This is a genomic window from Coleofasciculus sp., from assembly GCF_046565525.1.
Classification (GTDB): Bacteria; Cyanobacteriota; Cyanobacteriia; order Cyanobacteriales; family Coleofasciculaceae; genus Coleofasciculus.
In genome coordinates this window covers 26,825-40,896 of the sequence record NZ_JBKHUP010000033.1, presented here as the reverse complement: position 1 = coordinate 40,896, position 14,072 = coordinate 26,825, and the positions used below count along the sequence as shown (strand labels likewise).

The 14,072-nt window shown below is 46.3% G+C and carries 7 protein-coding genes and 2 pseudogenes; 4 read left to right on the top strand and 5 right to left on the bottom strand.

Features of this window, described 5'->3' with window-relative positions:
* The first annotated feature begins 613 nt into the window (after positions 1-613).
* From ACLGGO_RS13860 to ACLGGO_RS13850, 3 genes are read left to right on the top strand one after another with little or no spacing between them, the layout of a single operon-like run.
* Entirely contained in the window at positions 614-1,933 is a 1,320-nt protein-coding gene (locus tag ACLGGO_RS13860; RefSeq protein WP_446419749.1) for a hypothetical protein, read from the top strand.
* 12 nt (positions 1,934-1,945) lie between these two features.
* On the top strand, positions 1,946-2,365 hold the full coding sequence (locus ACLGGO_RS13855; protein WP_446337532.1) for a hypothetical protein: 420 nt from the start codon (positions 1,946-1,948) through the stop codon (positions 2,363-2,365).
* A gap of 36 nt (positions 2,366-2,401) precedes the next feature.
* Complete coding sequence (locus ACLGGO_RS13850) at positions 2,402-3,025, top strand: hypothetical protein (RefSeq protein WP_446337531.1); 624 nt, start codon at positions 2,402-2,404, stop codon at positions 3,023-3,025.
* Here the strand turns inward: ACLGGO_RS13850 and ACLGGO_RS13845 are convergent.
* Both ACLGGO_RS13845 and tnpA read right to left on the bottom strand, forming a co-directional pair.
* Positions 3,003-4,229, bottom strand: a complete 1,227-nt coding sequence (locus tag ACLGGO_RS13845) for a VWA domain-containing protein (protein WP_446419748.1) — start codon at positions 4,227-4,229, stop codon at positions 3,003-3,005. The genes ACLGGO_RS13850 and ACLGGO_RS13845 overlap by 23 nt on opposite strands.
* Positions 4,230-4,294: 65 nt before the next feature.
* A pseudogene (gene tnpA, locus ACLGGO_RS13840) lies at positions 4,295-4,696 on the bottom strand (IS200/IS605 family transposase); the annotation flags it as partial.
* A gap of 2 nt (positions 4,697-4,698) precedes the next feature.
* Between tnpA and ACLGGO_RS13835 the strand changes: the two are divergent.
* Positions 4,699-5,648: pseudogene (locus ACLGGO_RS13835) on the top strand (RNA-guided endonuclease InsQ/TnpB family protein); the annotation flags it as partial.
* Positions 5,649-5,741: 93 nt separating this feature from the next.
* Here the strand turns inward: ACLGGO_RS13835 and ACLGGO_RS13830 are convergent.
* The 3 genes from ACLGGO_RS13830 to ACLGGO_RS13820 all read right to left on the bottom strand — a co-directional run bounded on the left by ACLGGO_RS13830 (position 5,742) and on the right by ACLGGO_RS13820 (position 14,053).
* Entirely contained in the window at positions 5,742-11,513 is a 5,772-nt protein-coding gene (locus ACLGGO_RS13830; RefSeq protein WP_446419747.1) for a GAF domain-containing protein, read from the bottom strand.
* Positions 11,514-11,779: 266 nt separating this feature from the next.
* Positions 11,780-12,535 carry a Uma2 family endonuclease gene (locus ACLGGO_RS13825; protein ID WP_446337528.1) on the bottom strand — a complete coding sequence of 252 codons (756 nt, stop codon included), beginning with the start codon at positions 12,533-12,535 and terminating at the stop codon, positions 11,780-11,782.
* A 165-nt stretch (positions 12,536-12,700) separates the two neighbouring features.
* Positions 12,701-14,053, bottom strand: a complete 1,353-nt coding sequence (locus ACLGGO_RS13820; protein ID WP_446337527.1) for a histidine phosphatase family protein — start codon at positions 14,051-14,053, stop codon at positions 12,701-12,703.
* Positions 14,054-14,072 lie beyond the last annotated feature (19 nt).

The window sequence follows — 14,072 nt, the reverse complement described above, 5'->3', positions numbered from 1 at the left end:
GGGGTTAACTGTCTCTAACCCAAAGTCTTGCCCGTGATGCTTTGGTGGGTATCGCTGGCGTTCCATCCGGATTAAAACTGAGACAGGTTTGTTGAACATTTCTGTGCAAGCTTCCGTTATCATCTTTGATTTAACCAGAGAAGCTGACTGGTATCCATCTGAACGGTTGCTCTAATCCTAGATTAGAATGCTATCTGTTCCTTTTACTACGATTCGTGTGAAATCTTTACGCTATTGGTCATCTGTGAGGAGTAAGGATTGAGGAAAATTTACATAATGTAACATAGAGGCATGGATTGCCACCAACCTGCTGATCTGGGAATTTGACTAAAAAACAGAGTTTTCTTGAACTATAAAAAATACATTACGTTAATTAGTCAAAACGGCGAGTAAAAACCATAAATTGCCTAGCAAATTCTTCATTTTTGTCCGTTTTATACTAAATCCGGGTTAGCTACCCCCGTTATAACCTAGTCCGCGCAGGCGGACGAAAGTTTTTGTAGCAGCGATTCAATCGCCTCCTCTTGCATGGGGTAATGAAGGCGGATTTGGTATTACTGTTGATTTTTGACTTCACAACCTGTTGATTCCGGATCTTGTTCAGGAATCTCGTATGAATTACAGGAGAGAAGGCAAGACTTTTCTGGGGGAACATCTACGCCTACTTATCAACCCTTATGTATTCCGACTCAGTTCGGGTGAGATGAAAATTATGCGCCCTCCCAGTTTAGCAGTTTTTACCGTGACCGTAATTTTAGCTGGAGGCTTAACTGCACAAGCAGGTGAGACTTCAGATGCTGATAATTTTCCTTTAGAAACGTTTAATACTAATGGCAACCTGTCTGACATTACTCCTCAAGTCAGTCAATCCCTTGTTACTATTGAACAATTAGAAGAACAAGTGTTTTCCCAAAAAACCACCACGAACTCCTTACCTAAAACTGATCTTACCTCTCCTCCTGTTTTTCCAGAAACAGGGCAAATCAAACGTGAAGATGAAACAGCAACACTAACTCCAACGAATCGAACAGAATTTTCAAATGCAAAGACGCTCAATCCTGAGACGATTCAGGAACAAACACTGAACCTGGATAGATTGGTTGCAGATGCTGCTACCAATACAAGGGTAAGTTGTCTAGAACAATCGACTGAAAATACTGACTTAGCTGGAGAAAGTACCTCTTATCAACTCGCTCAAGCTGGAACTCCTCGCCGTTGTCCTCGTCCCCAACCTGTTGCGCCATTAGTGATACCCGAACCTTTTGAAGAGTTTGGCGCGTCACCAGCGTTAAGCATTTATATTCCCGTGGGATATGGTGCCGATCGCAATACTCTATTTCTCAATGGTAGCTACCAAGCCACGGTGCGCGATGATGACGGTTCTGTTGGTACAGGCGGTGTCGGGATTGGCGTGGGGAATGCGGATAAAGCCGTGGGCGTTGAACTTTCCTATGCTTTAGAAACCACAGACGACAACTTCGGAGATGGTGGCTTTAATGCCAAACTTCATCGTCGGTTTGCACAAGATTTATCGGCTGCTTTGGGTTGGAATGGCTTTTTGAATATCACGCGCAACGATTTTGAACAGTCAAAATATGGAGTAATTACTAAAATTTTCCGCACCCAAGAATCCCTTGACCAAGCATTCAGTCGCATCGCTGTTACTGTTGGTGTGGGTGATGGACAATTTCGTTCTAATGGTGCAGTAGATGATGGGGTTAACAATATTAACGTTTTCGGTAATATTGCCTTGCGAGTGGCGCGTCCCATCAGTTTTATTGCTGAATGGACGGGGCAAGATTTAGGCTTGGGGTTGTCCATCGCCCCCTTTAGAAATATTCCCTTTGTGATTACCCCCGCCGTGCGCGATGTTGCGGGTGCGGGTGATGAAGCCCGATTTGTTATTGGTGCTGGAACAGCACTGCGTTTTTAGAGGAGTTAACCGATGGGTAAAATTCAATTTGTTCTGGTTGTCCCCATTTCAGCGATGGTTGCTAGTATTTTAACCGCGATGCCCGCCAGGGCTGACCGCAGTTATTCTGATATTACGGGGACGAATATTTGGAATAATACTGCACCCCTATTTGAAACCGATGGCGGCTTAGATCCGGCGTTACTAGAGAGAGTGCAACAGTTGAACCAAGAATCAGCCGACGCTTTTCAAACCTGCAACGCCGCGATCGCGCAACTTGAGCAAAATGCCGCAGATGTGCGTCGTTATGCCCGAGAGCCGGATACACAAATGTTACCAGTACCTGTTGCTTGTCAGCAGTTAGAACAACTCAGAACCGAAGCCGAAGCCTTACGGGTCACCTTACAAGATGCTACCCGATCTCAATCAAATCCGGCGCTGTTGGGATGGTAAAGTTTTGAGTTTTTTTGAAAATAAAGGGAATTGGCAATGAAACAACTCTACAGCAAACATTGGTTAATTGGCGCGATCGCGAGTGGATTATTGGGTACATTGGCAACACCTGTACAAGCCCAGGATATCTTTGATAATCGGGCGATCCAATTCCCAGAGGATACGATTGTGGAATTTGAGTTCCTGCAATCTCACGGATCTTACCAAGCCGCCTTGGGTGTGCGGAATGAAACAACCGGAGAAGAAAGGATTCTGTTTCAGGAAGCCAAACCCTATGATGCTTTTGGCACAAACCAGTCTGTGGAAACCTCTCGCGGTCAAAATGATCTGGGGACTCGATCAGATTTTGTCGGAACAGTTGAGGGGGGAACTGTACCCAATCGATTCAGCGAGTTTCAGTTTAAAGCCAATAACCGCTATATTTTCTTCCTCGAATCGGTGAGCCCTACCGGTCAAACCCGACGCAGTATTCTTTCCACCCAAAACTTTGCTCGGTTTAATGGTAGTTTAGCCGGGGGGAGAAGTGGCAATATTACAGGGACTCGCGTGTCTTGGGAAGATGGAGGACAGGTGGAAGTCGGGAGTGATGATGATTTCGATGATTTTGTGCTTGAAGCAGGGGGATATTTAATTGATCTCAACTGTCCACGGATTCAGTAATATCAATTTCCCTGCGGCTTACTACAGATTCACTCCCCATTGTCACCATACCCCGTGCTGCCGCCCATTGAGTGATATCTTGCCGCTTAATTGCTGCTGCCATTAAATCTGGAAACTGGTTAGGTGTGCAAGCCATCGCCGGAATACCCAATCCAGCGAGTTTCTCAGCTACCCAATGATCATACATGGGCGCACCTTCGTCATTGAGGGCAAGCAACGTGATCAACTGAACTCCTAATCCCAGCAGTGCAGCCACGCGCTTGAGCATTTCTTCCCGGTTTCCCCCTTCATATAGGTCACTAATTAACACTAAAATAGTTTCCTGAGGGCGGCGCACCAGTCCTTGGCAGTAGGTGAGGGCGCGGTTAATATCTGTTCCGCCTCCCAGTTGAGTGCCAAAGAGTAAATCTACTGGGTCTTGTGCTGCGTCGGTTAAATCTACGACCGAAGTATCAAATACGACAATTCGGGTTTGCACTGCCCTGAGAGAGGCTAGCACCGCCCCAAAGATTCCAGCATACACAACAGAAGTTGCCATGGAACCGCTTTGGTCGATGCAGAGGATAATATCTTGTAAGGAACTGCGTTTGCGTCCGTAGCCAATTAGGGTTTCGGGAATAATGGTGCCGTATTTAGGTTGGTAATGTTTGAGGTTAGCGCGGATAGTGCGGTTCCAGTCGATTTCATTATGGCGGGGACGGCGGTTGCGAATGGCACGATTGAGGCTACCGATTATGGCTTGGTGGGTGGGGTTGGTTAGTTCACGCTGCAATTTTTCAACCACCTGACGCACCACGCGGCGGGCGGTTTCTTGAGTTTTGCTTGGCATAATACTGCTGAGGGATAGCAGATTCGCCACAAGATGAACATCCGGCTCAACGGCTTCTAGCAGTTCCGGTTCCAGCAGCATTTGTTGTAGGTTAAGGCGTTCTAAGGCATCTTTTTGCATCACCCGCACAACTGATGAGGGGAAATAGGTGCGAATGTCGCCTAACCAACGGGCAACATTGGGGGAAGAACTACCGAGTCCGCCACTGCGGTCAGAATCGTAGAGGGCGCTTAGGGCATTATCGATCGCGTGGTCAGTTTGAGTTAGGCTGAAGGAACCTGCTGCTTCTGTCTCACCATTCCCCTGGCAAATACCATCGGCGTCTCCACTCCCTAACAGAAGTCGCCAACGGCGTAGCCGTTCTGGCTGGGTCATTGTTTTTAGAGTTAATTAGGGTCTGCTGATTGAGTTATCTTAGTGTCCGGAGAAGACCCTCGCTTTTAGCGATGGGATGAATCCGGACAATCTTGGCTTTGAACGTAGACTTTTAGCTGTTCAATGGTAACACCGCCACAACTAGCGACAAAATAAGCGCCTGTCCATAAAACACGTTTTCTATAAATTTTAGCTAGTTCTGGTTCAAATTTACGCCACAGTGTCTTAGATGCTGTGGCTTTTAAATTAGCGATAAGATTGCTCAGCAGCTTGTGAGGAGGATAACTAAGTAACAAATGAACATGGTCAGACTCCCCATTAAATTCAATAAGATTAGAATCCCATTTTTGAGCGACGGAGCTAAATACCTCACTCAATCTGTGTATCATAGCTTCACTAAGTACCTTACGTCGATATTTTGTCACAAAAACTAGATGTACGATGAGATTGTATACGGATCTACGACTGACAGTCTATGGCTGAGAGAGCCTGGGCTAGTATCAGTCGATTCTTTGAAAAATGTAAGAAGAAAGTTCCAGGGAAAAAGGGATATCCAAAGTTCAAGAAGTTCAGCCGTTCGGTTGAGTATAAGACGAGCAGTTGGAAGATTTCTCAAGACAAAAAGGCTATTACCATTACTGACGGAACTGGAATCGGCAAACTCAAGCTTGTAGGTTCAAGAGATTTAAGCTACTACCAAAGCGAACAAATTAAGCGAGTACGCTTGGTACGTAGAGCTGACGGTTACTATGCTCAATTCTGTATCGACATTGAGCGCAAAGAGTCTGTTGAGTTTACAGGAAAACAAGTTGGATTAGATGTGGGGCTTAATCATTTCTATACGGATTCCGAGGGTAATCAAGTTGAGAATCCACGATATCTGAGAAAAAGCGAGAAAGCCTTAAAGCGTCTACAAAGAAAGCTCTCCAGAAAACATAAAAAAGGTCAACAGCAGTCGAAAAGATATCACAAGAATCGAGTTGAACTGGGACGTATTCACTTAAAGATTTCAAGGCAACGTAAAGACCACGCTGTAAAGTTAGCGCGGTGCGTTTGTCAATCTAACGATTTGATAGCCTATGAGGATTTAAGTGTTAAAAACATGCTCAAAAACCACTGTTTAGCGAAGTCGATATCTGATGCGGGTTGGACTCAGTTTCGAGAATGGCTTGAGTATTTTTCTAAACTCTTTGGAAAGCAAGTAGTAGCTGTTGTTCCTAACTATACTTCCCAAGATTGCTCAAATTGTGGTCAAAGAGTCAATAAATCGCTATCGGTTAGGACTCATGTTTGTAGCTGTGGAACAATTCTTGATAGGGATGAGAATGCAGCTATAAATATCCTTACTCTAGCACTAAAAATACTGTTGGGCGAACAGAAATTAACGCTCAGGGAGAGAAGAACCTCTGCTCAAAGTAAGGAAACTTAGTTTGGGTAAGTTCACTCATTGAACTGAGAATCCCTCGCTTTTAGCGATGGGAGCGTCAAATCCCAGACTCCGCACTTCAAGAGTCAACACATCAAAAGCTGACGTTTATTTTGTAACGCCACCTTTACCTGTTCATACTCCTGATCGATTTGTGTCAATAGATTAATGACTAACGTTAGTGGATTATCCGTTTCAGCTTTAATGTTGACCCTTTCTAACTGCTTACACAGTTCAGACAGGTAAATTGCCCCAACAGTGCCACTGGTCGATTTGAGACTGTGAGCAGATTGTTGACAAGTGGTTAGCGTCTGGGGTGAAAGTGTGGTTTTCTGTGAATCCAGTGCTTGGTGCATCACCCCCAATAACTGGGCGGCTTCTTCCAAAAAACTATCAATAACTTGGATTAAGACATGATCGTCTTTGACCATATCGCACAATTGCTGAAAAGCTTGGGCATCAATAACATCATGTCCGTTTAAACCGTGATTATGTCCTTCTACCTTGCCTTCTTGCTCCTTCCCTGGAAGCCTCTGCCCTCTTTCTGGCTTCTTGGATTGTTCTGGAACCCCCTTCAACGCTCGCACCAGTTCCTCAACCCGAATCGGTTTACTGATATAATCATCCATACCTGCGGCTAAACAGGTTTCGCGATCGCCTCGCATGGCATTAGCTGTCATTGCCACAATATAAGGACGGCTTTGGGGTGACCATTCCTGACAGATACGCTCAGTCGCGGTCAAACCATCCATTTCCGGCATCTGCACATCCATTAATACCACATCATAAGACTGGCGGCGCAATGCTTCTAGGACTTCTAACCCATTGGCGGCTACATCCGCCCGATATCCCATGCGCCCCAGAATATGCAACCCCACTTGCTGGTTGACCACATTATCCTCCGCCAAAAGAATCCGCAACGGCAGGTTTAACCCCATATACGGATCGATCGTCGGTGAAATCTCACAGGCTGAGCGCACTTTCACCGGCTGACCGACTAATACGTCCATCAGCACATTATAGAGTTGGGACTGCTTAATCGGCTTAGTCAGAAACGCCGAGAACTTGGCTTCATCCAGTTGACAACTATTTTCCGGCTTGCCGATTGAGGTTAACATAACCAGGGGAATCTCTTTCCCCTGGGGCTGTCGGCGTATCTGTGAGGCGAGATTTACCCCATCCATTCCGGGCATGTGCATATCCAGAATCGCTAAGTCAAATGTCTCACCTTGCTGTAGCCAGCCTAATGCCTCACCCCCTGATGATGCTGCACGGGTAACCACACCCCAAGATTGACCTTGTAGGGTTAAAATGCGGCGATTGGTGGCATTATCATCCACAATTAACATCCTCTTGCCTTCAAGCTGAGGTTGTCTGAGATCCAAATGACTGGGATTATCTATTACACAGACTGGGGCAATGATGGTGAAGTAAAAGATCGAACCCTTCCCCACTTCACTTTCCACCCAAATTCTGCCCCCCATCATTTCACTCAACCGCTTGGATATCACCAACCCCAATCCTGTACCCCCATAGTGGCGACTGGTGGAAGAATCGACCTGACTAAAAGCCTTAAATAAACGATCTAAACGATCCTGGGGAATTCCGATCCCCGTATCTTTAACTGCAAACAAAATTTCATACTGTTGTTCCTTGTGATTCGTCAAGAGGTGATCTAATGATTGGGGACTAACCACCTGGGACGAAACCGAAACCGTAACTTCTCCGGTATGAGTAAACTTAAGCGCATTACTCAGCAAATTGACGATAATCTGGCGCAGTCGGGTAATATCGCCGCGAATGGTGCTGGGGGTTTGGGGATCAAACAGATACGCCAGTTCTATCCCCTTTTCTGCTGCTTTGGGAGTCAGCAGATCAAGAGATTCCTCAATGCAGGTTCGCAGATTAAAGGGTTGTTCCTCCAACTCCAGTTTGCCGGACTCAATTTTGGAGAAGTCGAGAATATCATTAATAATCGTCAGCAGGGCTTCACCACTGTGGCGGATGGTTTCGGCAAATTCGACTTGTTCGTGAGTCAGTGGCGTGTCCAACAGCAGTCCCGTCATGCCAATTACCGCATTCATCGGCGTGCGAATTTCATGACTCATGGTTGCGAGAAAGTCACTTTTGGCACGGTTGGCGGCTTCGGCGAAGTGTTTTGCTTTTTCTAAAGCAAGGTTTTGTTCGGATAATTGCTGGCGTTGACGCTTTTCTTGTTCCAGGAGTTGGGCTTGGGCAAGGGCAATCCCCACTTGATCGGCAACGGCTTCGAGTAATTCAATTTCATCATGACTCCATTGACGAAACTGATCACACTGATGCAGACAAATCACGCCATTGGGTTTTTCCTTATAGGATGTCCGCACGACGAGCATAGACTTCAGGTTAACCTGGTCACATACAACAGTAGCAGTTTGTAACCAGGGATCTTCGTAAACATTGTTCGAGGCGATCGCGCGATCTGCGGCTAACACCTGCTGAATGTGGGGATTTTGCTGAGTGGGAATCTCTACATTTAGGATGGATGAGTAACCGGGTTCTAAGTACTCAGCCACAACCGGAATTTGTGGGGAAGGCTCTTCGACGTAGGTATGAATCACACAACGGTTGACGCGAAAGGCTTGACCAATTTGAGTGGCGGTGGTTTGGAAAATTTGTTGCGCGTCTAAACTTTGGCGAATGTCTTGGGTAATTTGTTTGAGCAGTAGTGAGCGCTGGAGTTGCTGTTGTAATGCAGCTTCTGCTTGTTGGCGTTCGGTTAAATCTGCCTGGGCTTGGTGATACAGTTCCGATTGCTGTACAGCAATGGCGACTTGAGTGGCGAGTTGCACCAGCAATTCTGTCTCTTGAGACTGCCAATGTCTGGGCAGATGAGAGTGGTGGGCAATCAGCAGTCCCCACAGTTTAGCACCCTGTAGAATCGGGACGACTAAGTTTGCCCTCACCTGTAAATCGGCTAAAAAGTTGCGATAACAGGGTTCAATGTTAGCGGTGTGGATATCATCTAGGGTGTGAATATAACCCTGTTGGTAACGCACCGCCGACTTTTCACCAAAGCAGGGATCAAAAATTGTGCGTTCCAATACCGATAACTCGTTCACGGTGACAGACTCGACTTCTACCACGCCACTCCAGTCGGGATTGAAGCGATAAATTAACACCCGATCCGTTTGCAGGAACTGCCGCACTTCTGTCACTGTGGTGTTAAGAATCTCTTTCAATTCCAACGACTGACGAATGCGACAGGCGATCGCACTAATTAACCGTTCCCGTTCGGCTTGCTGTCGCAGTGCGGTTTCCACCTGTTTACGTTCAGTTAGTTCTGTGGATAACTGCTGATACAATTCAGACTGTTGAATCGCGATCGCGACTTGGGTGGCTAGTTGCTGAAGTAAGTCAATATCAACGGTTTGCCAATGTCTGGGACAATGACAATGGTGGGCAATCAGTAGCCCCCACAATCGGGTACCCTGTAAAATCGGTACGACTAAGTTTGCCCTCACCTGTAAACCGGCTAAAAAATCTTGATAACAGGGTTGAATGTTGGCGGTGTAGATATCCTCAACGAAGTGAATGCTACCCTGTCGATAACGCTCAGCCAATTTCTCACCAAAGCAAGGGTCATAAATGGTTTGTCCCAATACCGATAACTCTTGTGATTCAACCGCCTCTACCGCTACCACTCCACTCCAATCGGGATTGAAGCGATAAATTAATACTCGATCCGTTTGCAGAAACTGTCGCACTTCAGTCACCGTGGTATGGAGAATGTCCTCCAATTCCAACGACTGGTGAATCCGCAGCGCGATCGCTCGAATTAACCGTTCCCGTTCGGCTTGTTGCTGCAACTTGGTTTCAGCGTTCAGGCGATCCGTCACATCTTGAATTAAGGCTAAGATATGACTCTGACCCTCTGGGGTTTCGATTCTGGATGTGGAGAGCGATATTATGCGGTTACTCCCATCAGCACAAATGATTTCCCATTCCTCGCCGATTAAATCCTCCCCTCGTTGCATCTGAGCAATCCGCTTGATGGCTTTAGCTCGTTTTTGCGGATCGGGATAGAATGTCTGATACCAGCCCCGATGGTTGATTTCCTCAACGGTATACCCGGTAATCTCCACCATCTGCTGATTCCAAACCGTAAATCGGATATAGGGATACGTCTGAATACTATGGCAGACACAAACCCCTTCTGCCATCCGTTCAATTAGCTGGGTTTTAAAGGAATACTCGGCTTGTAGGATTGCCTCAGCTTGCTTGCGATCGGTAATATCGGTATGAGTCCCCACCATGCGGATCACTCGACCGGCTGCATCTTTCTGGTGAATCGCCCGGGACAAAACATAAACGGTTGAGCCGTTTTTATGATGGAAGCGTTGGATGGCTTGGAAGCGAGAAACTTTACCACTGTTATAGTCTTCAATCAGTTTTAAGGCGGCAATCCGATCCTCGTCAAAAATTACTTTCTCCCAAGAGGCTAATTCATTGGGTAATTCCCAATCGGCGTAACCCAGCATTTCTTTCCATCGGGAAGAGAAATAGATTTCCCCAGTCATCATATTCCAGTCCCAAAATCCATCCTGGGAGGCGCGGAGGATTAACTCCAGCCGTTCTGTAGCTGTTTTGACGATATGGGCAACCTGAGGCGGCTCAATTGGATGATCGCGGGGAATTTCGGCTAATGAGGAGGAGGGAAGACAAGGGGAGGCTGAGTCTCTGTCTGTCAACTCACCGAATTCACTTTGCCAGTCTCTCCCGTTTGATGTGGGAGTGCTGGCAATTTTCTGAATTAATTGCAAACGCTTATGGCTATTTTCTAGAGTCGTTTCGGCTTGGCTTAAGTCATGAATGGTTTGCTGAAGTTGGCTGGCTTGTTGGCTAATGGTTTGCTGTAATTGCTCAACTTGATTTAGCAGTGCGAGGGGGTTAAGGGCTTTTATGATGTCAGTTGGAGTAAAAATACCGAGGAGGTTTTCCGGAGATTGGTAGACTAATTGAGGGATTTGTCCGACTTGCCGCATCTGTTCAAGTCCCTGCCATAATGAATCATCGGGATGGAGACTAAACAGAGGTTTTTTGATCACCATAGAAACTGGCGTTTTTGACAAATCCAGTCCAAATACTGACAGTTGCAAACAGTGAATTAAATCATGTTCTGTAATTAATCCTACAGGTATAGAATTGGCACAAACCGAGGATGGGTTCTCCGCGATCGCACTCTTTTGAAACTCTCTCCCATTCCTTTCATTCCCCATGTCCGTTTCCGGAATCACTACCGCACAATTTCCCTTAGCCTCGATTAGCTGTTTTGCCAGTTCCAGGATAGAGGTGGTTAACGGGACTTGCAGCACAGAAGTCGTCATTGTCGCCGCTACAGGTTGCGACTGGAGCAAATTCAGGGCAGGTAACCCTTGACAAATACTATTGGATGTGATTATACCGATAAGCTGACCCTTCTCATCCAAAACCGGGAGATGATGAATCGAATAGCAATCGAATAGGGATAATGCCGAAAAAAGATGACAGGAATCGGATAGGGTTAAGGTAACAGGCGATCGCACCATCACATCAGCCACCGTGGTGTCTTGGAAATTCACCCCAGCTAGGATCAGTTCAATCAGTTTTCGCGTTGTCACCATGCCAATCAACGCCGAGTTTTCAGTCACCAAGACGCAGCTACGTGAAAATTCCGGTTCTCTGGCAATTTGCCCAAACTTGTACCCCGACAAGGATTGTCCTTGATTTAATAACGCGATCGCTTCAGCTAGGGTTCCTTGAGCATTAATACTTAGGGGATGATAGTCGATGAAACAATCTAAAGCAGGTAAGGTGATGGGAGTGGTGTCAGGCTGCATAATGATTGGGTAGGGTGCAGGCTGTAGCTGGTACAAACAGACTCCAAGATAGGAGGCTCCAAGGCGCTCAAGTTTATGGTATTTACTTTTTCACCTCTTTATTAACTGTAGGGCTATTTCCGCCAAGCTGCATTCTTTGGCAGATCCTTATTCTTTATACTGCCAAAAGCTTTAAAAATCCGCAGCTTCTTCCCCAGCGGTGAAAACTTATTCTTTCTTAACTTGTCGTGGGGGTTTGGGGGAGTTTATGCTAAATCAAAAAACCCCTAAACATCCAAATCCAAATCCGGTTCAACACCAAGCGATCGCAATTGTTCAACCAACCTCTCTACCCGTCGCCTTTCTCGTTCTACTCCTTGTCGTTCTCGTTCTGAGGGAGTCAAAATCCAGTTACCCTGTGCATCATACCAACGCAACCAGATGCGATCGCATTCCCCATAGAAACCCTGCCACAGTCCTAACCCTAGCTGAATATCGTTCATCCACACACGCGGTTCGCTAACGTCTAACTCGGTGTAGCGACTACCCATTAATTGAAACGCTCTTAGCTGGTTCGTGCGACCATTAAACACTATATAATAGGGAACACGCAAAATCCGTTCATAGACATCCCACTTTGTCGGCGGTTGATTCGCTTCCCGCAGCGTTTGTCCCAAGTCTTCTTTCTCAGTACCCGGTGAAATCAGTTCTACCACGACAAAGGGATTAACTTCTTCTTGCCACACCACATAGCTCATTCGTAAATCCCGTTGTTCGTAGAGTCTATCAACCCCCACTACAGCAAACCAGTCGGGGCGTTTGTACCAATTGGGTTGGCGTGGATTGTAGTAAAGATTCAAATCGCTGGCAACAAAAATGCGATCAGTTGGGTAGTTGGGAGGATAGAATGTATCTTCAAGGAAACGCGCTTGTAGTAAATGATATTTGTCAGGCAAACCAGATTCCTCTGGGTCTTCACTCTTGAGCTCATACATTGTGGGCAAAACTTTTTTCGGGTCTTGAGGCGGGTCGGTTTGAAACATGATTTCCAACTACTAAGTAGGTAAGAACAATAAAAAACTCCAGAAACAGGGCGGGTTTACATAAGTTACCCCTTTTGGCTTGCATATTATCTGTAAAACCCGCCCCTACAGACGATTGGGTCGCCCTTTCCTCAATCTTCTATGTCAAAACTTATGTCTCAGGAGTTATAACGCACCAGCAGCCGTTCGGTCGAAAATATCTCCAGAAAGGTGAGTCGTGATATTCATCGCCTGAACAACAGGTAACTTCTCTAACCCTTGAGCATATTCAATCACACTCACACCCCCATTCCCTTGTTTAATACTCCAGAATGATTCTGAACTCAATCCCAAGACATGACAAAGAATAACTTTATTAATCGCATCGTGAGCAACAACCAGACCCGTTTTTATTTCTGTCGAAGCTGATACAGCTTTTGATTCAATCATCCTATCCCAAGCGGCTGTAGCTCTCTCCCATACCTGGGTTAAATTTTCGCCATTGGGCATTTGTACAGTAGCTGGGGCGACTTTCCACTGATGCAATAACTCAGCGTACTCCTGGTTAATTTCTGACTCTAACTTACCCTCCCAAAGTCCATGATTAATTTCGCGAAACTTTTCTTCAAATTCTAGCGTAATGCCACGGTGATGCTGGAGAATCAATTCAGCCGTTTCCTTGGGACGTAGCATGGGACTGGTAACGGCAAAATCAATGGGGATATCTTTGAGAAATTCAGCCACCCGCTGTCCCTGTTGGCGACCATTCTCATTTAATGGTATATCAATACCCCCTTGGAAGCGGGAGACACGATTCCATTCCGTTTCCCCGTGACGTATCAGTAGAAGACGCAAACCCCTATTATTAGGGCGAGGCGTCGGTAAAGGCGTACCGACATGAGAGGTTTGATTGAGAGACTCTAATTGTACAGATTCACCCCAACCGCCCGTAAAATTTAGAACATTAATGCAACAGTTTGATTGCAAGATGGATTGGTAACGGGCTGGAGAAATACCCAAGGCGCTACTAATCAAACAGCGATTAATGCCATTGTGTGCCACGATTAAAATCGCGCCGCCTTGGTGGCGGGGTAGAATCTCTTGCCAGAATTGCTGCGCTTGTTGATAAAGTGCCAAGACGGGAAAATGTTTCCGGGTTCCCTCCGGCGTAGAAATCTCCATATAGAATTCATCCGGGCGTTCTTTCCAGCACCGATATTCCGCCGGGAATTTTGCCTGGGCGTCTGATTTAGCCAATTTTTCCCACAAGGGTAAATCGACTTCCATCAGGTTTTCTGCTGCCTGGAGAGGGGGTGAGCCAGACAAATAGGGTAGAATGACCTCTGCTGTCTGCTTCGCTCGTTGGAGGGGAGAGCAATAAACAGCATCAAGGCTCAGGCTACTGAGAACAGCACCCACCTTACGAGCATCGGCAGCTCCTTTTTCGGTCAACACGGACTCATCACAGCGTCCTTGAATGAGTTGCTGGGAATTATAGCTGCTTTGACCGTGCCTTACAATAATGACGCGAGTAGTCAATCCTTTTGCTCCTCTGTTA